22 protein-coding genes are annotated in these 22,104 nt (G+C 37.1%); 20 read left to right on the forward strand and 2 right to left on the reverse strand.

From position 1 onward, the window contains the following. The first annotated feature begins 330 nt into the window (after nucleotides 1-330). The 3 genes from N7Z68_RS13260 (at nucleotide 331) to N7Z68_RS13270 (ending at nucleotide 3,086) form a co-directional block, all read left to right on the forward strand. Nucleotides 331-1,446, forward strand: coding sequence for a M20 metallopeptidase family protein (locus tag N7Z68_RS13260; RefSeq protein WP_275118953.1), 1,116 nt, complete (start codon nucleotides 331-333; stop codon nucleotides 1,444-1,446). A gap of 134 nt (nucleotides 1,447-1,580) precedes the next feature. Next, nucleotides 1,581-2,273 carry an HAD family hydrolase gene (locus N7Z68_RS13265; RefSeq protein WP_275118954.1) on the forward strand — a complete coding sequence of 231 codons (693 nt, stop codon included), beginning with the start codon at nucleotides 1,581-1,583 and terminating at the stop codon, nucleotides 2,271-2,273. Nucleotides 2,274-2,393: 120 nt separating this feature from the next. After that, nucleotides 2,394-3,086 carry an aspartate/glutamate racemase family protein gene (locus N7Z68_RS13270; protein ID WP_275118955.1) on the forward strand — a complete coding sequence of 231 codons (693 nt, stop codon included), beginning with the start codon at nucleotides 2,394-2,396 and terminating at the stop codon, nucleotides 3,084-3,086. Between the two features lie 219 nt (nucleotides 3,087-3,305). Here the strand turns inward: N7Z68_RS13270 and N7Z68_RS13275 are convergent, their stop codons facing one another. After that, nucleotides 3,306-3,899: a TetR/AcrR family transcriptional regulator gene (locus N7Z68_RS13275; RefSeq protein WP_275118956.1), complete on the reverse strand. Its 594-nt coding sequence runs from the start codon at nucleotides 3,897-3,899 to the stop codon at nucleotides 3,306-3,308. A 224-nt stretch (nucleotides 3,900-4,123) separates the two neighbouring features. Here N7Z68_RS13275 and N7Z68_RS13280 point away from each other — a divergent pair, with 224 nt between their 5' ends. Beyond that, nucleotides 4,124-5,662, forward strand: a complete 1,539-nt coding sequence (locus N7Z68_RS13280) for an AMP-binding protein (protein ID WP_275118957.1) — start codon at nucleotides 4,124-4,126, stop codon at nucleotides 5,660-5,662. 69 nt (nucleotides 5,663-5,731) lie between these two features. After that, complete coding sequence (locus tag N7Z68_RS13285; protein ID WP_275118958.1) at nucleotides 5,732-7,114, forward strand: short-chain fatty acid transporter; 1,383 nt, start codon at nucleotides 5,732-5,734, stop codon at nucleotides 7,112-7,114. A 160-nt stretch (nucleotides 7,115-7,274) separates the two neighbouring features. On the opposite strand, the gene N7Z68_RS13290 is transcribed toward N7Z68_RS13285, so the two are convergent. Beyond that, nucleotides 7,275-8,444, reverse strand: coding sequence for a Ger(x)C family spore germination protein (locus N7Z68_RS13290; protein WP_275118959.1), 1,170 nt, complete (start codon nucleotides 8,442-8,444; stop codon nucleotides 7,275-7,277). A gap of 367 nt (nucleotides 8,445-8,811) precedes the next feature. Between N7Z68_RS13290 and ftsH the strand changes: the two genes are divergently transcribed. The 15 genes from ftsH (at nucleotide 8,812) to N7Z68_RS13365 (ending at nucleotide 21,777) form a co-directional block, all read left to right on the forward strand. Further along, nucleotides 8,812-10,659 (forward strand): ATP-dependent zinc metalloprotease FtsH, encoded by a 1,848-nt coding sequence (ftsH, locus tag N7Z68_RS13295; RefSeq protein WP_275118960.1) that lies wholly within the window; start codon nucleotides 8,812-8,814, stop codon nucleotides 10,657-10,659. A 614-nt stretch (nucleotides 10,660-11,273) separates the two neighbouring features. Beyond that, nucleotides 11,274-12,536, forward strand: a complete 1,263-nt coding sequence (gene codB / locus N7Z68_RS13300; protein ID WP_275118961.1) for a cytosine permease — start codon at nucleotides 11,274-11,276, stop codon at nucleotides 12,534-12,536. Further along, nucleotides 12,537-13,802: a cytosine deaminase gene (locus N7Z68_RS13305; protein ID WP_275118962.1), complete on the forward strand. Its 1,266-nt coding sequence runs from the start codon at nucleotides 12,537-12,539 to the stop codon at nucleotides 13,800-13,802. It abuts the gene before it with no gap. A 239-nt stretch (nucleotides 13,803-14,041) separates the two neighbouring features. Continuing rightward, nucleotides 14,042-14,518: an inner membrane protein YiaA gene (gene yiaA / locus N7Z68_RS13310; protein WP_275118963.1), complete on the forward strand. Its 477-nt coding sequence runs from the start codon at nucleotides 14,042-14,044 to the stop codon at nucleotides 14,516-14,518. A gap of 194 nt (nucleotides 14,519-14,712) precedes the next feature. After that, nucleotides 14,713-15,204, forward strand: a complete 492-nt coding sequence (locus tag N7Z68_RS13315) for a hypothetical protein (RefSeq protein ID WP_275118964.1) — start codon at nucleotides 14,713-14,715, stop codon at nucleotides 15,202-15,204. A gap of 117 nt (nucleotides 15,205-15,321) precedes the next feature. Further along, a complete protein-coding gene (locus N7Z68_RS13320) occupies nucleotides 15,322-15,684 on the forward strand; it encodes a group I truncated hemoglobin (protein ID WP_275118965.1) in 363 nt (120 codons plus the stop codon). Nucleotides 15,685-16,211: 527 nt separating this feature from the next. Continuing rightward, the gene (locus N7Z68_RS13325; RefSeq protein ID WP_275118966.1) at nucleotides 16,212-16,472 is read left to right on the forward strand and encodes a YesK family protein; all 261 of its coding nucleotides are present in this window, start codon (nucleotides 16,212-16,214) and stop codon (nucleotides 16,470-16,472) included. A 30-nt stretch (nucleotides 16,473-16,502) separates the two neighbouring features. After that, nucleotides 16,503-16,721 (forward strand): hypothetical protein, encoded by a 219-nt coding sequence (locus N7Z68_RS13330; RefSeq protein ID WP_373323142.1) that lies wholly within the window; start codon nucleotides 16,503-16,505, stop codon nucleotides 16,719-16,721. Between the two features lie 360 nt (nucleotides 16,722-17,081). After that, nucleotides 17,082-17,453 carry a GntR family transcriptional regulator gene (locus N7Z68_RS13335; RefSeq protein ID WP_275118967.1) on the forward strand — a complete coding sequence of 124 codons (372 nt, stop codon included), beginning with the start codon at nucleotides 17,082-17,084 and terminating at the stop codon, nucleotides 17,451-17,453. Between the two features lie 5 nt (nucleotides 17,454-17,458). Then, complete coding sequence (locus N7Z68_RS13340) at nucleotides 17,459-18,325, forward strand: ABC transporter ATP-binding protein (RefSeq protein ID WP_275118968.1); 867 nt, start codon at nucleotides 17,459-17,461, stop codon at nucleotides 18,323-18,325. Next, the gene (locus N7Z68_RS13345) at nucleotides 18,318-18,923 is read left to right on the forward strand and encodes an ABC-2 transporter permease (protein WP_275118969.1); all 606 of its coding nucleotides are present in this window, start codon (nucleotides 18,318-18,320) and stop codon (nucleotides 18,921-18,923) included. Before N7Z68_RS13340 ends, N7Z68_RS13345 begins: the two co-directional genes overlap by 8 nt. Nucleotides 18,924-19,085: 162 nt before the next feature. Next, a complete protein-coding gene (locus N7Z68_RS13350; protein ID WP_275118970.1) occupies nucleotides 19,086-19,265 on the forward strand; it encodes a hypothetical protein in 180 nt (59 codons plus the stop codon). A 101-nt stretch (nucleotides 19,266-19,366) separates the two neighbouring features. Further along, on the forward strand, nucleotides 19,367-19,825 hold the full coding sequence (locus N7Z68_RS13355) for an SAM-dependent methyltransferase (protein WP_275118971.1): 459 nt from the start codon (nucleotides 19,367-19,369) through the stop codon (nucleotides 19,823-19,825). A gap of 352 nt (nucleotides 19,826-20,177) precedes the next feature. Next, entirely contained in the window at nucleotides 20,178-20,720 is a 543-nt protein-coding gene (locus tag N7Z68_RS13360) for a sigma-70 family RNA polymerase sigma factor (RefSeq protein WP_275118972.1), read from the forward strand. Continuing rightward, nucleotides 20,704-21,777 carry a DUF4179 domain-containing protein gene (locus N7Z68_RS13365; protein ID WP_275118973.1) on the forward strand — a complete coding sequence of 358 codons (1,074 nt, stop codon included), beginning with the start codon at nucleotides 20,704-20,706 and terminating at the stop codon, nucleotides 21,775-21,777. The genes N7Z68_RS13360 and N7Z68_RS13365 overlap by 17 nt, the downstream gene beginning before the upstream one ends. The last annotated feature ends 327 nt before the right edge of the window (nucleotides 21,778-22,104 follow it).

The following is a 22,104-nucleotide window of genomic DNA, read 5'->3' on the forward strand; positions in this document are numbered from 1 at the left end:
ATTCTGTTTTTTGTGAGCTCTTATGTAACTCTACAACTCTATCCTTATGAGAGAATAAAATAGAATAGTATTACAATATGTTTACATAGAGATTAAAGTAGTATTGGAATTGGTTGTTTATGACAGAATTACTATTTTATAATAAAAGAAAATCATTGGAGTTTAATGAGTGGCGGGGTAGACAATGAGGAGCATTTACTTCATCAAAGAAAGTGATCTATTAAAAATTTAAAAGAATAGATATAACAGCTTAAAACTAAGATCAAGGAGCCTATCATTACGATGGACCCAAGCGATTAACCATCAATTTTAAAATAAAGGAAGAGATTCGTGGAAAAGCATAATCTGGAGTTAACCAAAAACTTACGTCATGAATTACATGAGCACCCTGAGCTTTCTAATCAAGAAGTTTGGACGAAACAACATTTAATTGACTTTCTAAAAAAACATACCCAACTAGAGATTGTAGATAAGGGTCAATGGTTTTATGCGATATATCTGGCAGGTGAAGGTAAAAAGAACATGGCGTTCCGGGCTGATTTTGATGCGCTTCCTATCGAAGAAACGATTGATATCCCTCATGCTTCAAAGATCCGAGGCGTTTCTCATAAATGTGGGCATGATGGTCATGCCGCTTGTTTAGCTGGCTTTGCTCTTGAAGTCGATCAGAAAGGTGCTGACAAAAACATTTACTTCTTGTTTCAACATGCTGAGGAAACAGGGGATGGTGCAGCCAAGTGTGTCTCGTTTATAAAGGAACATAATATTGATGAAATTTTTGCCTATCATAATATGAGTGGTATGGCTTTGAATTCAATTCATGTAATTGATGGGACTGCTCACTGTGCATCGAAAGGAATGAGCATTCGTTTGGAAGGAGCGCCGGCACATGCTAGTCAACCAGAAGATGGAATCAATCCGGCTTTTGCAATCGCAAAAATTATTAATTCAATCCCCGAGTTTACAGCGTCAAAGACGAATAAAGGGATGGTGCTTTGTACCGTAGTTCAGGTCGATATTGGGGAAAGAGCGTTCGGGTTATCGGCAAGCAAGGGAGAATTGTTGCTAACCATCCGTGCATTTTATGAAGAAGAATTAGTGGGGCTTCAAAAGAGTCTTGAAGAGCTTTCACTTTCTCTATCAGCACAATACGGACTGAAAACGAGTTTCTCATACAACGATACCTTTCCCGAAACGGTAAATCACAAATCAAGTTCGGAAAAGATACGAAAAGTCTGCCAAGAAAACGGGTTTCAGCTAGTTGAGATGAAGGAAGCCTTTCGGGCGTCCGAAGATTTCGGCCACTATTTAAAAGAGACAAAGGGTGCCATCTGCTATATCGGAAATGGGAAAGGGTATCCTCATATCCATACCGTACAATATGATTTCCGGGATGAGATCATCGAAACCGCAGTTGAACTTTTCAAAGGACTCGCTGAATTGTAAATCGTCGTTAATAAATAAAGAATTCAGTGTATGACGGTTTTTCTTGATAACCGAATTAAATGGTAAATGATGTTATAATATTATTAAATTAGTATTGTTTTGCTAAAGAAGGATAGAAGAGAGTTGGGTTAAAAGTGATAAAAGCCGCTATATTTGATTTAGATGGAACTTTATTAAATCGAGATGAGTCAGTCAAAATTTTTATCAGCAGGCAATACGATAGATTAACTCAACAGGTAGGACATATTCCTAAAGAAAAGTATGTGACAAGATTTATTGAATTGGACAACAGAGGGTATGTTTGGAAAGACAAAGTCTATCAACAAATCGTTCATGAATTTAAGATTGATCGACTAACCTGGGAAGAACTGCTTCAAGACTACATCGACGAGTTTAGGTATAGTTGTGTTCCTTTTGCTCATTTAACTCAGATGTTGGATGAATTAAAAAGGAGCAAACTTCTGTTAGGGGTCATTACGAATGGTTATGGCCAATTCCAAATGGATAATATAGAGGCTTTAGGTATTAGAGAGTACTTTGACGTAATTTTAGTATCCGAATGGGAAGGGATAAAAAAACCAGACCCAAAAATTTTTGAAAGAGCTTTAAAGAAACTCAATGTTTCACCGAGTGAGAGTATCTTTATCGGCGACCATCCAGAAAATGACGTATACGCAGCCGAAAATGCTGGGATGAAGGGGATTTGGAAGAAAGATCCACACTTAAATAAAGTTGATACAGATTACATAGTTGAGGACTTAGCCGAAATTCCATTGCTTATAAAAAAAATCAAAGCGGAAACTAACAACAATTGTATTATAGATTAAAAGATTAGTAGCTATGGCACTCATAGGGAGCCTTAAATTGCATAGGTGCTTTTTTTAGGTTCGAATTTTTTAGATACGAACATGGATAGGAACAAAAGCCAGAAAATACGGGAGGATACCATGAAAACAATCGGATTAATTGGTGGGATGAGTTGGGAATCTTCATCTGAATATTACAGGATTATTAACGAAGAAGTAAAAAAACAATTAGGTGGTTTACATTCCGCAAAGTGTCTTTTATATAGTGTCGATTTTGACGAAATTGAACGCTACCAAGCAAAGGGCGATTGGGAAACTGCTGGTAAAATGTTAGGAGAAGTAGCTTTATCTTTAGAAAAAGCAGGTGCAGCATTTATTGTGATCTGCACGAACACGATGCACAAAGTAATTGACTACATTGAAGAGAAAATTCAAATTCCGGTATTACATATTGCAGAAGCAACGGCGAATCAAATTCAAAAATCAAATATAAAAACGGTTGGTTTGCTTGGAACGAAATATACGATGGAACAAGATTTTTATAAGTCTAGAATAGAGACGAATGGTATTAAAGTAATCATTCCGGATCAAGAGGAAAGAAACATAGTAAATCAGGTGATTTATGAAGAGTTGTGTTTAGGAGACATCAGGAAATCATCCAAAGACTATTACCAAAAAGTAATGGAGAGCTTAGTAGATAAAGGGGCAGAAGGGATCATATTGGGGTGTACGGAAATTGGATTATTAGTAAAACAAGAAGACTCAAAAGTACCTTTATTTGATACAACCGTTATTCATGCGATTGAAGCCGTTAATATGGCACTGAGAAAATAACAAACTTTACTAAAATTGAATGACTTCGTATAGTAAAGGATACAGAACAACGAGACGTGGTGGCTGACAGACCCTTTACTATTTAACCAAAGCACTTTGTGCATATAAGGAGCCGACTTCTCTTGTTATATCATGATAGAAAATTCATGATCCTCATAAATGAGTTGATTCTAATGTAATATCACCATTTTAAAAAAACTAATAGGATCTTGGCAAAAATTATTTTTTTACAAAACCGTCTAAAGCATAGCGTAAATATGTAGTTGACTCTTGAACAAGATCCACTTCATCTTTATATAATCCCCAATCATAAATCAGTCCTCGAATGATTCGTGCCATACATTTCGTCATATATTCCGCATTGACGTCTGTTCTAAAATCACCTTCATTGATCCCTTTTTGGAAGTAAGTAGTCAAAACTTTGTATAATGTACGATCAGGATTGGTAAAAAAGCTCGTTCGATTAGGGTTAAGCTCATTTATATAGATAACTCTTAGCATGTCCAAACCAATTTCATCTCGCATGTATGTCATTAAAGCTTTAAAGAATGACAGCAATTGATCGTAGGCTGTAAGGGTTTTGTCATGAGTCGAAAAATATGACTCATAAAAATTATCCATTTCCTTAAATTTTTCTAAGAAAATTTCATGCTTTGATTTAAAATGCGTATAAAATGCACCTTTTGAAGAAGATGCAGTTGCTACTATTTCATCAACGGAAACATTATCAAATCCCTTTTCAGCAAATAAATGAAGAGCTGTATTTAAAAGTTTCTTTTTTGTTTCTTGTCCTTTTTTATGTTTAATAGTCAATGACATCACTCATTTCTATAAAATATTCAGAAAATATTGACATTAAGACCACAGTCTGTTTTAATGTTTTGTAGAGACTATAGTCTGTTTTATGTAAAAGAGACTGTAGTTTGTATCACTACTAAAATTGTATATTAATAATTCCAGTTAGAAAAGGAGGAGCGAAATTTTTTTACTTTCGAGTAAATGAAAGCGCTTTAATTTTAAATGGAGGTGGAATTTTGGTGGATATTATCGGTAATAAAACACTAAACTCTTTACTTGAACAACAATTACAACAAAATCCAAACAAAACTTTTCTAAAAGTAGAATCGGATGATCGTACCATTGAAACGGCTACCTATAAACAATTTGCCGAAAAAGTTAGGAAACTGATGACGGTACTAGACGAGATGGGTATTAAAAAGGGAGATAAAGTATTACTACACTTACCGAACTCAATGAATTTTATGATTTCATGGTTTGCTATTTCTGGAATGGGAGCGGTTATGGTACCGACAAATATTCTATCAGCTAAAGCGGAGATGGATTTTCTTGTCACTCATTCTAAAGCAAAAATGGTTGTTACTGAAGAAGAATACATAGAGAAGTTTACAGACCTAAATGTGGAGATATTACTTTCTAGGTATAAAGGAACAAAACATCAAGATAAACATTTAGATCATCTAATGAACCTTGCTTCACCTTATAGTAGACCACTAGACATTAATAGTGATGATCTAGCCGCAATTTTATATACATCAGGTACAACTTCTAATCCAAAAGGAGTAATGATTACCCATGCTAACTATGTATATGCGGGTGAATACATGTCACGAATGCTAAAGATGACTGAACAGGATTGTGGTTTAGTTGTACTTCCCATGTTCCATGGAAATGGCCAATACTATTTAACGATGCCATTATTAACTGTTGGTGGAACGGTTGCAATAACAGAAAAGTTTAGTGCTTCTCGATATTTTGAGCAAGCTGCTTTGTTTGAAGCTACGATCGGTTCATTGTTTGCAGCTCCTATTAAAATGATCCTGCGCCGGGGAAGTGGGAATACATGCGATCATCAGCTTAAGAAAATAATCTTTGCACAGTCTGTTACAAAAGAACAGCTCGTTGAATTTGAACAGACATCTCATGTGGAATTATCACAAATTTACGGGATGACTGAAACGATTGGAACGCCACTTATGAATCCGATAGACGGGATTTGTAAAAACATGAGTATTGGTCAACCTGGCCTCGGGTATGAGGTGAGGCTTGTCAATGAACATGGAAATGATGTGGCTACAGGTGACGCAGGTCAAATTATTGTTAAAGGTGAACCAGGACGGACGTTAATGCTTGGTTATTATGACGATGAAGAAGCGACTAAGAAGGCTTTACAGGATGGGTGGCTTTATACAGGAGACAATGCTCGAGTAGGTGATGATGGATACTTCTACTTCGTCGATCGTTTGAAAGATATGGTTAAGCGCGCGGGAGAAAATATTGCGACGAGTGAAATTGAGACCGTCTTAAATCAACACCCACAAATTGCTGATAGCGCAGTAGTTGGAGTAGATGATGAGATTCGCGATGTCGCCCTTAAAGCGTTTGTCATTCTAAAAGAAGGAGCTCATTTAACGGAAAAAGAGGTCATTTCACATTGTCAAGGATTACTAGCTAAATTTAAAATCCCAGAGTATATCGAATTCATAGATGAGTTCCCTCGTACCTCAGTTGGGAAAATCCAAAAAGCTAAACTTCGTGATTTAAACAAAAAGGTGTAACTGCTAATAAGGGTGCTAATCGCGCACCCTTCACTTAATCTACAATTCTATGAAAGAGGTGTATATAATATGAAACCTGAACAAATGCCACAACAAAATCTACCTCGTAAAGGTCCAGGGGATAATTTGTTAGCGAAAGTTGCCATGTTCTTTTCTAAAATTTCAGAGAGGTGGCTTCCAGATGCGTTTGTATTTGCTGTTCTATTAACAGTAATTACGTTCTTAGGTGGAATTTTTATTACTAGTAGTAGTCCCTTTGAGATGATGACTTATTGGGGAGATGGAATGTGGTCGTTATTAACATTTACAGCTCAAATCATTACAACATTTATTATGAGTTATGCTCTTGCACTCACGAAACCAGTTGCTCGTGGTCTTGAAAAAGTTGCGAGCTTATGTAAAACACCAAATACAGCGATTATCGTTGTTACGTTTTCTGCGTTAGCTGCATCCCTTATTAGTTGGGCATTTGGCCTTGTTGTCGCTGGAATTATGGCAAAGCTAGTCGCAAAAAAAGTCCATGATGTAGATTACCGAGTACTTGTTGCTGCAGGTTACTCTGGTTTTGTGATATGGGAAGGCGGATTATCATCTTCGCCAGCACTTTTCGTAGCTACAGAAGGTCATAACTTTCAAGAAATGGTAGGTCTCATTCCTACATCAACAACATTATTTTCTGCAATCAATATTGTAATCGTTTGCATTGTATTTTTTACATTACCTTTTATTATGAAAATGATCCATCCAAAGAAGAAAGAGGATCGTTTTATTATTGATCAAAAATTACTCCAGGAAGAAGCAGAAGAAGTGAAAGAAGAAAAGAGAACTGCCATTAATGATAAGTTGGATCGCAGTCGAAGTATCGTTATGATCGGTGGAATTTTAGGGTTAGCTTACCTTATCAATCATTTCTATACCAATGGTTTTGCCTTAGATCTAAATACTGTAAACTTAATTTTCTTAACATTCGTACTTCTTCTTTACGGAAATGTTAAAGAACTAGGCACGGGCTTGAAAAGGGCGTCAGGAAGTGTTGGACAATTTGCTCTTCAATATCCTTTCTACGCTGGAATCATGGGGATGATGACAGCTTCAGGGCTAGCTATTTGGATCTCTAATATTTTTGCAGATATTGCAACGACCAAAACATTACCACTTTTCACGTTCTTTGCGGCTGGAATTTTAAATATGTTTGTTCCTTCTGGTGGTGGTCAATGGGCCATTCAAGCACCAATCTTTTTACCGACTGCCATGGAGCTAGGCGTTGACCCAGCGAAAATTGTTCTTGCTGTTGCATGGGGAGATGCGTGGACTAACATGATACAACCATTCTGGGCATTACCGTTATTAGCAATTGCTGGGCTAAAAATACGTGATATTATGGGCTTTACAGTGATTACTCTACTATACACAGGGATCGTCATCTCAGCAGTGTTCCTTATCTTATCTTAAAATGATAACGCTTTCAAATATTCGTTTGGAAGCGTTAGACGATTGATAACTTCATTTGTAAGAGGCAAGAAAAAAGCTTAGTTTGCGTAGAATGGTTACGATTGACTAAGCTTTTTTTCTTGTGCTAGCGAGTCAGGGTGAAGACCTTGAAACACCTCCATTATTTTAGCCAGGGGAGTTGAAATCGTTTGGGCGGACCTTGATTGGGTTCTATCACGGTATTTTCGATCAAGTTGAAGTTTTGAATATTTGCTTCTACTTTGATATTCACTTTTGCTTCTTTAAATGCTTGATCCCAATCATCTTGAACTGTTTTCCAATACTCAGGAAGTCGGCGTCGAACTTCTGTCCCCATTCCGAGTATATCGGTGACAGGCTCTTCCTTCATTTTTTCCAGCAGCTTTTCCATCCTTCCTCGAACCTCGTCGGCATATCCTTTTTGTATTTTTTTAAACATGTGTGCATCGATGTCAGCACTTGAGTGCCATTCATTGATATTCGCTAATGTACTGACGGATACATCGATAACTAACTGATTGTTTTGGATTCTCGGAAGAATGGAGGTTTGTGCGCTTAATCTCTCTAAAGAGATCCAATCATCTCCGTCTGGCACCTGGAATGTAAATGTATCGTTTCCTGCTTCATTGCGATATAAACGAAGGGCATCTGCTAGAATGTCATTGATGTCCTTAACATAGACGCCTTCTTTAATAATTGCTGTCCCATCTAAATCAACATGCGGTTCTTTTTGAGCTTCGTTGGAATGCTTCTTTAATCTTATAACATAAGCACACCGGCCGGGTTCATAGCTCATTTCCATAAATTCTTTTAGTGTTGGGGTAATGACCCTTTGGTGACTATCTTCAGCTACTTCTATTCCGTTGGATAAGCTTATTCCTGACAGTGGGTCTACTGGAGCAGGTAAGGCAAGTAAGGTGGATGGTTGGTCAGCAATAAATAAATAACTTGTCAGACGGAACATTTGATCACGGAAGATAATATCTAGTGTAGGGAATACGCCATTTTTAGCAATTTCACTACTTACGATAAACGTCTGGGCGTGTGAGAAAAAAAGCCTTCGATGCAACCCTTTGATCGCTCCGCGACCTGCTTCGAGATGCGAAAAACCTTCAGTGGCAATCATAATATGGGCATCAGTGGCACCCTGATCCAATTTGACAGGTTGAAGAAATTGAAGCTTTGGTTTAAATAAATCCCCTTCTCTTTCGACCGCTACGGCTGCAACGAATGCGGACTCTCCCAGCTCTTTAGAACTCCAACAACCAGTAAGTAAACTGCAGATTAATAAGCTTATTAGAGCTTTTTTCATAGTTGCTCATCCTTAGATTCCAATTGATTAGGGTTATTTCTCTTGCATAATATATTAAGTAATTTCTCACACTTCTGTATTTAATATCCATATAATTACCATTTACTCTTACATTCAATGAGCTTTTTTGTCTCAATTAAATCTTAATAGCTAGTTTAAAGGTGAAATTCTATTGCAGTTAGTTATTGTACAAAAGGGGTTTCTTTCTTTCGTGTAGCAATGAACATCGAATAGGCATAGTTCTTAAGTTTAATAGGGGAAATAGATACTAAATTTCAGTATATATCCCGATAACAATTTTTAGTAACTCACGATAAGATTAAAAAGAGGTAGTAGATAAACATAAACGCTGGAAAGGAACACTCACATGGAAGTTAAACAAAATTCACAAAGACCACTCTTACATTATTTTTTAATCTCAATGTTAGTTGTAATCATGCTAAATGCATTTGTGTTTCCATTTATTTCAGATCAACAGGTTAAGGAAGTCGATTATGGTACTTTTTTGAAAGAAATTGAAATGGGAAATGTTAAATCGGTAGAAATTCAAGACAACCAAATAGGATTTATATTACACAATAAAAGTGAAGCAAACCATATCTATGTCACTGGTCGAATGGAAGATCCTGAATTAGTGAATCGTTTATATCAAGAAAATATTGTATTCAATCGAATCATTCCAAAAGAAAGTTCTCCGATCCTAACGTTTTTATTAATGTGGTTCCTTCCATTTTTCTTGTTTATTCTAGTTGCACAATATTTTTTACATAAGCGAATCGGAAGCGAGACCAATGTTCTAAAGTTCGGAAAAAGCAATGCTAAAATCTATGTTGAGGCACAGACCGGTAAATCGTTTGATGATGTTGCTGGGCAAGATGAAGCGAAAGAGGCTCTAGTAGAAATTATTCATTTTCTAAATAACCCTGATAAGTATAAAGAGATTGGGGCGACCATTCCTAAGGGAGCACTTCTAGTAGGACCTCCTGGAACGGGGAAAACGCTGATAGCAAAAGCCGTAGCAGGTGAGTCAAAGGTTCCTTTCTTTTCAATCTCTGGTTCAGAGTTTGTTGAAATGTTTGTTGGTATGGGTGCAGCTCGAGTCCGAGATTTGTTTAAACAGGCCGAGGAAAAAGCACCATGTATCGTATTTATCGATGAAATTGACACGATTGGAAAGAGTCGTCAATCGACAGGGTTTTCTTCCAATGATGAAAGAGAGCAGACATTAAATCAACTACTCTCAGAAATGGATGGGTTTGAGGCAGATAAAGGGGTTGTCATTTTAGCAGCCACCAATCGACCAGAAACATTGGATAAGGCCTTGTTACGGTCAGGAAGGTTTGATCGTAGAATCCCTGTGGAATTACCTGATATCGCTGGAAGGGAAGCGATCTTAAAAGTTCATGCGAAAAAAGTAAAGTTAGCTGATGATGTCGATTTAAACATGATCGCAAAAACGACGCCAGGGGCTTCGGGTGCTGATTTAGCCAATATTATGAATGAAGCCGCTCTTCGTGCCGTAAAATTGGACCGGAAGCAGATTATCCAAGCAGATTTGGAAGAAGCAGTAGCGGTCATTATAGCAGGATATCAACGGAAAAACACAGTTCTATCGCTGGAAGATAAACTAACGATATCCTATCACGAAATCGGCCATGCCTTAGTGGCAGCGAAGCAAACGAATTCTGCTCCTGTGCACAAAATTACAATTATTCCAAGAACATCAGGAGCTTTAGGATATACGATGCAGTTAGAAGAAGTAGAACAGGTGCTGCTGAGTAAGGAGCAAATTCTCGATAAAATTTCCGTGTATATGGGCGGGCGTGCTGCAGAAGAGTTAGTCTTTCAAAGGATTACTTCAGGTGCAGCCAATGACATTGAACAGGCGACTAAGCTGGCAAGGGCGATGATCACAAGATACGGCATGAGTGACGAGTTTGGTATGATGGCATTAGAAACAGTTAATAATCAGTATTTAGGAGGCGATACTTCACTATTAGTATCCGAAGGCACAGCAACCAGAATTGATGATGAAGTGTTAAAAACCATCAAAAGTTGCTATCAAAATGCCGTGCAAATTTTAGAAGCTAATAAGGAAAAGCTCCATGAGTTGGCCAAATACCTTTGTGAGAAAGAAACCATTTCAGGCGACGAGTTCATGGAAATCTTAGAAAGGAAGGATCCGAGTTATAAGGTTAGTATTCGGGACTATTAGTTCTATGATGATTCAAAAGCGTGTAGGATTACGATGGTTCTTCGCAAAATAGCCAATTTTTAGGCCGCAGTTTGATCGCTGGCAGTGGGGGGTTCTTTAGCGGACTCAGAGGACCTTATTTTCAGAAAAACCGCCATTGAAGAAGTGTTAGAGGACTGAGAGGACCCTATTCTCTATAAATCACGTAAAAATCAACGCTATTTTGCTAGATAAGGGTCTCTCAGTCCGCTCCGACCGTGAAATCATTGATATTGCAACAAATAACGGCCTCTCAGTCCGCTTAGGGATGGGAGGTCCACTATGATAACAATTTGATTTTGTGCTGGGGTAAAAACATATGAAAATATTATATTGACAAAATTTCAAGTATCATAGATAATAATCTTAATTTAATACTGGTACCTTTAATTCAGTCCTGTGAGGCTGACAAGGTAGGTCGTTACAGATAGGGGATTCGTGTGTCTTTTGAAGCCTTGTCTATTTATGCGTATCTAGGTTTCTTGTCAGCAAAAAAGGTTGACGAGAAACCTTTTTTTGTTGTTCAAAACCACCGATCGTAACGAGAGCTTCAACCTCCATGGTGCCAGGTACCGAAAATATTGGAGGAATGTATTATGAAACAAACAGTTGATCGAGATTATGCTTTACAACCTGTCCCGCAATCGGCTCGACAAGGATTTTGGAAAATGTTCGCAGTCATGCTAGGACTCACCTTTTTCTCAGCGAGTATGTGGTCTGGGGGAAGTCTTGGTGCGGGGTTAACGTTTACGCAGTTTATTTTGGTTGTCATTGCCGGAAATTTAATTTTGGGTCTTTATACGGGAACGCTAGGTTATATCGGGGCGAAAACAGGGTTATCGACACATCTTTTAGCTCGTTACGCCTTTGGTGAAAAAGGTTCTTATGTTGCATCCTTTATGCTAGCTGCAACGCAAGTCGGCTGGTTTGGAGTAGGCGTTGCGATGTTTGCTTTACCTGTACAAAAAGTGACAGGCATTGACTCTTATATTTTAATTGCGATTGCTGGTGTGTTAATGACAGCAACGGCTTATCTTGGAATGAAAGCATTAACGGTTTTAAGTATTATCGCGGTACCATCGATTGCTGTACTAGGTACGTATTCAACGTTCGAAGCGGCAAATACGGTTGGAGGACTTGGTGGACTACTTGAGTATCAACCGACGGAAACCATCGCGATCGCTGCAGCTTTAACGATTTGTATCGGTTCTTTTATCAGTGCGGGAACATTAACACCAGACTTCGCTCGTTTTGCTAAAACGAAAAAGACAGGATTTTTTACAACGGTGATTGCTTTCTTTATTGGAAACTCATTAATGTTTCTTTTCGGAGCTGTCGGTGCGATAGCAACTGGGCAATCTGATATTTCGGAAGTGATGTTTTTACAAGGGCTCATCATTCCTGCTATTATTATCCTAGGCCTTAATATTTGGACAACGAATGACAATGCGTTATATGCTTCCGGATTAGGGTTTTCACATATTACAAAGATCTCTAAAAACAAAGTTGTCATTTTTAACGGGATTGTTGGTACGATATTTGCGATGTGGTTGTACAATAACTTTGTGGGTTGGTTAACGTTCTTAGGATCAACATTACCGCCAATCGGTGCGATTATTTTAGCAGATTACTTTCTAGTTCGCCGTAAACAAGGTTTAAAAGAAAGTGCAATCAAAGTCGTGAACTGGACGGCATTAGCGGCATGGGTGATCGGGGTTTTAGCGGCAACATTTATTCCAGGGATTGCACCGTTAAATGCACTTTTCGCATCAGCACTAGCTTATGTTGTGCTCACATTAATACAAACCCGTAGAAACAAACAAGAAGAGGTAGTCATTGAACAGAAAAAGGTGAATTAATTGTTAGTAAAAAACGCAAAATTACGTGGCCGTGATGGCCTTTGGCAAATTTTAATTGAGGACAATCAATTTAAAATGATCTCTGAAAATGTAGAAGGCTATGAAGGAGAGATTTTGGATGTAGAGGGCAATCTTGTCCTTCCTCCATTTGTAGAGCCCCATATTCATTTGGATACTACACTAACAGCGGGAGAGCCTGAGTGGAATAAAAGTGGAACGCTGTTTGAAGGTATTCAACGTTGGTCAGAGCGAAAAGAGTCGTTAACGAAAGAAGATGTAAAGACGCGTGCCAAAAAAGCGCTAACTTGGCAAATGGCACAAGGTATTCAGCATGTGCGTACACATGTTGACGTGACAGATCCTTCTTTAATTGCATTAGAAGCCTTGTTAGAAGTAAAAGAAGAAATCGCTTCAAATGTTAACTTACAAATTGTTGCTTTTCCTCAAGAAGGTATTTTATCCTATCCTAACGGGGAAGAGTTACTTGAGGAAGCGCTTCGAATGGGAGCAGATGTTGTCGGAGGTATTCCGCACTTTGAATTTACTCGCGAATATGGTGTCGAGTCGATGAAAAAAGCGTTTGCTCTTGCTGAGAAATATGACCGTCTCGTTGATATTCACTGTGACGAAATTGACGATGAACAATCACGTTTTGTAGAAGTTGTCGCCGCCGAAGCGTATCGTCTCGGGATGGGAGAACGTGTGACGGCGAGTCATACAACAGCGATGCATTCTTACAATGATGCCTATACGTCTAAGCTGTTCCGTCTTTTAAAACTTTCCAAAATTAACTTTGTAGCTAACCCACTTGTGAACATTCACTTGCAAGGTCGTTTTGATACGTACCCAAAACGCCGAGGGATTACACGAGTGAAGGAGTTACAAGAGGCAGGTATTAACGTCTGCTTTGGGCATGATGATATATTTGATCCTTGGTATCCACTTGGAACAGGGAATATGCTGCAAGTTCTTCATATGGGAATCCATGTATGTCAGCTATTAGGCTATGATCAAATCGTTAATTCGATCGACTTGATTACGAAGAATAGTGCAAAAACGTTACACATTGAAGATCAGTATGGCATTGAAGAAGGAAAAGTAGCGAATTTCATTGTTCTTCACGCTGAAGATGAATATGATGCGATCCGTCGCCAAGTTCCTGTACGATATTCGGTTCGTAACGGAAGAATCATTTCGGAAACGAAACCAAGTGAAACTACTGTTCAAATAAATGAGCAGGTCCAACACGTTACATTTAAAAAGTAACATAATACCTATGATTATAGTGAATGGTTCGGTTTATATGCCGAGCCATTTTTCTTTTGTTCAGAAGGCTTCTTTTTTGTGTGTAGTTTAGTCAACGTGTAGAGGTAAAAATAAATTGAAAATATAGGAAAAAAACATCTGTTATTTGTAAGAATTTTCTATATAATAAATATGATAGGCTCTACAGTGATATGTAGTGCTCCTTTTTAATAAATGAGCAGAAGGAGGAGAAACAGTTAATGCCTAATGAGAACGAAGTTGTTTTAGAAGACGAAAAAGAAAAACCATTGGCTCCCATAATGAAGGAAGAAAGAAAAGCCGGAGAACCAACTGCCGCTTTTAAAGGGGCAACTTGGGCAGCGTTGTTAGTTGGTGTTACAGGCTATCTCATCGGCTTGTTTAATGCATCAATGGAACTGAACGAAAAAGGATATTATTTCGCTATTTTAGTTTTTGGACTGTACGCCGCCGTATCTTTGCAAAAAGCAGTAAGGGATAAAGATGAAGGTATCCCAGTGACGGGTATCTATTATGGAATTAGTTGGCTTGCTCTTATTATTTCTGTTTCTTTAATGGGGATCGGTTTATACAATGCAGGTAGTATTGTTTTAAGTGAAAAGGGCTTTTATGGTATGGCATTTGTTCTAAGTTTATTTGCAGCCATCACGGTTCAAAAGAATATTAGAGATACACAGAAAGCCAGAGAAAGAGATTAATTTATTCATCGTTATAATTTACATCTTAAACTTGAGGGTGCGTTCCTACAATAGAAATAAGATAACGAATTTCCTTAGCGAATAACTGGAGTTGTCATACCGGCAACTCCCTTTTGCTTATTGTGTTAACTAGCAGTTTAGTGAACTTCCTTTAATAATGATAATAAGGCTGGTGAGAGAGGAGTGTCTTTTTCATGAAGTGGCTTGCTATTTTTTTGTTGGTTTTGTCTTTATTTTTAACAGGTTGCAAGAGCAACGATTTACATAAAACCCCACCTTTTCACCCTCATTACTTTGATATGACAATTGATTTATACAGCGAAGATAATGAATATATAGTTAAGACCAAAGTGACACTCCTGATGGAAACTTCACAAATTGTTACGCTTCAATTTATTTTACAAGAGGTAAACACTTCGAATGCGCAGCCAGCAGCCCAACATGTTTCAAATGTAGAACCTTTTGAGAAGGAGCTTTATTTCGGATCGTGGACAGTTGGCGAAGAAAAGTATTTTGAAATACCCTTTAATGCATTGCCAAAAGGAGAGTACAACATACAAATAAAGGCGTTAACCGCAGAAGACTTAAACGGCGAGATGTGGGGAGGTCTAGCAACAATTAACTTCAAAACGAATGAAGAAAGAGATGTTATAGAAAAAGTAATCGATATTGTTATGGACCACTAATCAAAATAAGAGCAAAATGACACTGTAAAAAGTAAGTTAAGAATTCAACATTAGAGGATAAAATTAACAAAATTGAAAACAATAATTAGGAATAATCTAATAAGGCGGTGCAACTAATTGGGACAAACATTATATGAAAAAGTTGGTGGCGAAGAGGCTATCGCAAAAGTAGTAGATTATTTTTACAATGAATTGGTTCTTAAAGATGATACGGTTAATCACTTTTTCAAAAATACAGATATGGAAAAGCAACGTCTTCATCAGACAAAGTTTATAAGTTATGCCCTTGGAGGTCCTAATACATATTCGGGTCAATCTATGGCAAAAGCTCATGAGGGAATGAACATCCAACCTGAGCATTTTAATGCGATTGCAAGACATCTTCATGATGCCCTGGCACACTTTGGTGTTAGTGAAGCTGATATAAATGAGGCTTTAAGTAAAGTAGCTGCACTGAGAGACGATATTATTTATAAATAAATACTTCAAATGATTTTAAACAGCACGTTCTGAAAAATTATCAGAACTGCTGTTTTTCTATATTCATATCGACTATTCAGGCAGGTGATGGTATGGAATACTTGTTTCATACACCGATAACTTTAATAAGTGCTATGTAGGATAAATTTAACATATTACCTAATTTTTGTTACAATTCAAACGAGACAGTTTAGTTTTTTCAACAGTTGCACTTTTTATTTAACTACTATCAAACCGAAAGCTATGGATAAAAAATAATGGACCCTCAGAAATTATATATCTAGTGGATTAATAAAAAGGAGACCTTTATGAATCTTGTTTTGTATTGGAGATTTTTCGCTTTATTTGGATTGGTTTTACTCTATATAATGGGAGTCCTCCGACTTGATCTCTTTCTATCTGCCATCGTTGGAATATTTGCTTTTTATGGGGTGCCCACTTTAATGAACTATGGTAAAAACCAGTGATATTGTTTTTAACTAACGAGGATTATTAATACACAATGGATTATCAAATGGAGGATTTAAATGGATATTCTAATTCCAATTGGTTTAGGCTTTCACATCAATTTAATTGTTTTTATCGCTGCTAAGATCTGTAAACAAACGGATGAAAAATCTTTATACATTTGCCTAATTGCCTTTGTTGTTGCTCTATTAACCTCATTTTTTAATGAGGCTTGGTTAGGAATGGGTATCGGTGTTATCAGTTTAGGTATGCTATTATTTGTGATTGTAACTAGAGTTATCATTTCTTTAGGTAATCGTAAAAATACTTTCACTAAGTAGTGTAGGATAAATGGAACGAGCCAACTCAGTATGATAAGGAGGCGCATTTTGGATAGTCTATTAGAAAACATACATGAATTGTCGGTACTATTACTGCTCCTATGCACGTTCTTTTTTTATAGACATCTTAAAAAATTGAAAAGGGAAAGAAAGCTGACAGCGTTTGAGTTTTGCATGCTTATCATCACCCAGATTGCCTATTTACTTTGGGCTGCACTCTATTTAATTACAATATTAGGTAAGAATTAAGTAGGTTAGTTGTTTTTTAGCTTGCTACATTGACACTATTTAATATCATTTAAGTATCTATTACTTTACACGATTTACATTCACCATTATGTACACTGATCATCTAGACCTTACAACTTGGTTACGTTTATTACAAATACATATTTTAATCGGAGCATGTTTTGAGGATTCATTTCAAAGCATGCTTTTTTGTGCCATATTACATTCCTGATTTAAACCTAGTTATACCAAGCTTTTGATCACAGTCTGCATTTGTTAAAATTCCAATTTATTTGAAATTAAGTGGTTGCAGGAAAAAACATGTGTGTATATAATGTATATAAAGTATATATACATTATAATAATAGAAGAGGGATTGGCATGCAAATCATTATCTCCAACCGTTCCAAGGAGCCGATATATGAACAGATCACAAATCAAATGAAATCAGCTATTCTTTCAGGTGAACTACAGGAAGGGGAAGCGATCCCTTCGATGCGACAACTTGCAAAGGATTTACAAATTAGTGTGATAACGACGAAACGCGCTTATGAGGAATTGGAAAAGGCAGGCTTTATTTACTCCATTGTCGGTAAAGGATCTTTTGTCGCAGAGCAAAATCTAGAAGTGATTAGAGAGAAAAAGCTGAAAGTCATTGAGGAACAAATGATTTCGGTCATAACGAACAGCAAAGAAATAGGACTGTCACTTGATGAACTGCAGCAATTAATGAAGATTTTATATGAGGAGTGAACGTAATGGAAAATGTGGTTGAGTTAAGGAATGTAACGAAAAAGTATAAAGACTTTGCCGTGAAAAATATAGATTTACAGGTGAAGCAAGGGTTTGTAACAGGGTTCATTGGAGCAAATGGCGCTGGTAAGTCGACAACGATTAAGATGATGATGAATCTGATAAAACCAGATGACGGGGAGATTAAGCTTTTCGGTTTGGACTACAAAACGCATGAGAAGGCTATTAAGGAGCGCATCGGGTTTGTATACGATGGCAATGTATTTTATGAAGGTATGAATCTAAAAGATATCAAGCGTATTGTTGGACCCGCTTACAAACGCTGGGATGATTCGCTGTTTTATCAATATGTGGAACAATTCGAATTACCGCTTAATAAAGCCATAAAAACATTTTCAAAAGGGATGCAAATGAAGGCATCGTTAGCAATCGCCTTGTCCCATCACGCAGAGTTGATCATTATGGATGAACCAACAGCAGGCCTGGATCCAATTTTTAGACGCGAACTGCTAGATTTGTTACAGGATTTAATGGTTGATGGAAGTCGCACCATTTTATTTTCTACTCATATTACATCAGATTTAGACCGGATCGCGGACTATATCGCTTTTATACAGAGAGGGGAATTGGTCTTTAATCAGTCGATTCACGAGGTAGCTGAAAACTATGCGCTCGTTAAAGGTGGGTTGGATCTATTAGATAGAGACACAGAAAAGGCATTTGTCCGTATTCACCGAGCACCAACAGGTTTTGAGGCATTGACGGATAATGTTAAGGATGTAAATAATATATTCGGTCAATCCGTAGTCATTGAACCGGCTTCTCTAGAAGATATAATGTATTACATGAAAGGGAGGAAAAGCTATGTTTAATTTAATTAGACGAGATGTGATCCTACAAAAGAAGCTTATATTAACCTTTATTCCTTTTATCTTATTCTTTATTATTATGGACTCACACCCAGCGCTCATATTTCTTGTTGCCAGTATCTTTATACCTTTTAATGCTTACGCTTACGATGAAAAAGCCGAGGTAAATATCTTGTTAAATTCCTTACCCTACACACGTAGCGAAATTATAGCATCACGCTATCTAGGTGCTATCATTTATATGCTTTTATCTATCGGGGTTACAAGTCTAGCATTATTTGTCTTTAATCGTCCGTTTACAATGACTGATATTTCAATTGGTGGAGGCTTATTCTTAATGTTTGCCGCATTTACTTTCCCGTTATTTTATATATTCAAACAGGGTTCTATTACCATGATTGTCATTGTCAGTTTTCTTATTTTAGCAGCGGTAGGACCAGCTTTTGTCAGGTTTTTAGCCACACATTTACCGGCGATCACTGATTTTATTGTCAATTCATCCACTTCGTTTTTATATGCTGGAGCGACAGTTGTGGTTCTGACACTTTATGCTCTATCTTGGGGAGTTACGACTTTCATTTATCAGCGAAAAGCGTTTTAAGAGTTAACATATTAAATTTTAATTAGGAGCTGTTGCAATGACAGTTCCTTTTGTTGCGGATGTAAAATATAACAAGCTTTTAACAAAGTATTAAGAGAACCCGAAACTTATTTGTACTGTTTACCGTATATTCTTTTATAGAAACTGAGGAGATGGTGTAGTTTGAAAGATACTAAGTGTTCAAAGTGCAACGGGATTGAATTTGCAGAAGGAACTGATTTTATGCCGATTAAACCATTAGAAAAGAAGTTCTCAATGGGGTCTAATAAGATTTACACTTTTTGTTTGAACTGTGGTGAAGTTGTTTCAATTAGAATTGAAGATCCGAGTAAGTTTAAATAATAGGGTTTCCTTGGTTCGCATCGGTGGTTGATAGTTTATTGATTGAACGTGGCGAAGTAAAATTTAAATAGTAGATCCGTAATTTAGAAAGGGGAAACGATATGATTATATTAAATCCGATTGGTATTGCTTATAATGAGAGGTACGAGATTGAAGACGATTACTGGGGTGAGATCGTTAGTAAGATTGTATTGGATCGTTCTCTCCCGGAGGATGCACTATACGAAATTGAGTCATTTTCTCATGCAGACATTATTTTTCATTTTCATAAGGTAGAGGAACGTAAAATCGTTACCGGTACCAGGTACCCAAGAAATGATCAAAGTCTTCCTAAAGTTGGAATACTAGCGCAACGCGGAAAAAATAGGCCAAATCAATTAGGTCTTACAACTGTAAAAGTCATTAAAAGAGAAGGAAGAGAATTAACAGTGTCTGGGCTTGATTGTATTAATGGAACACCGATTTTAGATATAAAACCCGTTATGCAAGAGTTCCTGCCTAAAGAGCCATTTACCCAACCAAAATGGTCTCATGATATTATGAAAAAATATTGGGGTTAGAGCATATTCGTGCTAAGTTTCAAAGGAAATTACATAAAATTCATAGGTGATCTCTAATAAAGTTACACAACCAGTGTGAAATGGGAATATAATTAACCGCAGCTATTCTTCAAAAAGGAGAATGGCTTTTCTTTTTGGTTAAAGGGGAGTATCGTTTAGCGAGCTCTTATAACATAGTTAATAAACGATAATACACTATCTATTAATTCCTCTATTAATTCCTCTATTAATTCCTCTATAAATTCCACTTCATAAATAATAGAATTAAAATAAATTTAAGAAAAAAATAAATGGTGAAACATTTTGCCTGTCTATATCACTCTAATTAGTGAGAGGAGGGAGGGATTACACGATGAAACACGATCTGTACACTGTAAAGAGAGCTATTAATGGAGATGCTGATGCTTTTGAAGAATTGCTTATTAAAGAAGAAAAAATGCTATATTACAAGGCACTTTCTTATGTTGGTAAAAAAGAAGATGCATTAGATGCCATTCAGGAAACGGCCTGCAAAGCATTTCTTGCGATAGGACAATTGCGAAGTCCGGAGTATTTTTCGACGTGGCTGTTTCGAATTTTAATACGTGAATGTTATAGTCTGCTGAGAGAACGAGATCAAATGATTGTTTATGAGGAAAGTGAATTATTGAAAAAAATAGATCGTAAGCAGGATGAAGAAATCGATTCTTTTCATTTAAGCGAGGCATTATCGAGGCTAAACTCGTCTTATCAGACAACCATCATTTTATTCTACTATCATGATCTGTCCATTAAAGATATTGCTGAGGTGATGGAGAAGCCAGTTGCTACAGTGATAACGAATTTACGTAGAGCGCGAAAAAAATTAAAAAGTGAATTAGAAAGGAGTTATCAATTAAATGAAAAAGTCACATGATCCTTTCGAGGAGTTTCCACAAGACGAAGTTCGTTCAGCTATTCGTTCGGGAGTCACCCAAGCTAAAGAGCAAATCGATACACCCCCTACTAGAATGACCAATGGGAAAAGAAAAATAGTGTATGCTTTGTCTAGTGCCGCGGCCATTTTTGGACTATTGGTTGGTTCGTCTTACTATTCACCCGCTTTGGCAAGCAGCTTGTCCCAACTACCGATTATCGGCTCTGTATTCGGGAATTCTGACCTGATCGGTTTACAACAAGCTCAAAAGAATGGGTTGACGAATGAAATTGGTGAAACACAGACGATCAATGGAATTTCCGTTACGCTTGATGAAATCTTGTATGATCAAAACAATATTACGATTGGCCTTTTTATTGAATCTGATAAGGAACTCGATGAGTTTTATTTTGGGGCTGGGATGGATTTTACGATTAATGGAAAATTCCCTGCCGCAGCCTCTGGAAGTTACGGTGAAGAGATGCTTTCGCCAACCACTTTGACTGCTATTCAAGAAATCAATGTAAACGAAGGTTTACCGGAGAAATTTGAACTAGGTTTAATGCTCCATGGGAATAATGGAGAAACGTGGTACTTTTCAACTCCAGTTGAAAAAATTACTGACATTCATAATATCCCTGTTCAACATTCACAAACGGTTGATGGTTTGACCCTTACTGTAAAAGAAATGTCAATTAGTAAAACAGGTGTAAGTATAGCTTACGAGAGTTTGGAAGAGGAAACCGATTTTGATCTAAGTCGCGGAGGAAATATCGAATTTGTGGTTGTTGATCAAGATGGCAATGAAATTACAGGTCACTCGGGTGGCGTAACAGGTGAAAGGGTGAAGGATAAGTTACAGTTCAGAAGTAATAAGCAATTTGATCCGATTGGTTCTCATGTTACTGAACTGACCATTACTCCTTATGTAGTCATTCCTTCTGCCGGCGGAGGAATGGAAATAGACGAAGACGGCAACGAAAAGGAATTAGAATATAAAGGGCACACAATCCAGCCGGTTGAGTTTGACTCTTTTAAAGTGAAAATTACAAACTAATTTCTTTTTTATAATGACCTGATATCTTAGGGCATATTTTTAGTAGATACTAATTTTCTACTTATTCCATTCTAGCGTGGAGTTATTCAATACGATGAAAAAAATAATATGCTTTAGTGGTAAGGGCACTCAGAAGCCCTTATCTGAGAACAAAATGCCTTTTTGGTCGAATTAGGGAACTCACAGGCCCTTATTGCAAGAAATATTCGTCAATATCACATGAAATTGTGTAAATAAGAGCCTCTCAGTGCTCTTAATTCATAAAAACGATGATTTTTATATAAATAAGGGCTTCTCAGGTCCCTATTACCACGGGAACTCTTTTAA

Origin of the sequence: Alkalihalobacterium chitinilyticum, assembly GCF_029028005.1 — a bacterium.
GTDB classification, from domain to species: domain Bacteria; phylum Bacillota; class Bacilli; order Bacillales; family Bacillaceae_F; genus Alkalihalobacterium; species Alkalihalobacterium chitinilyticum.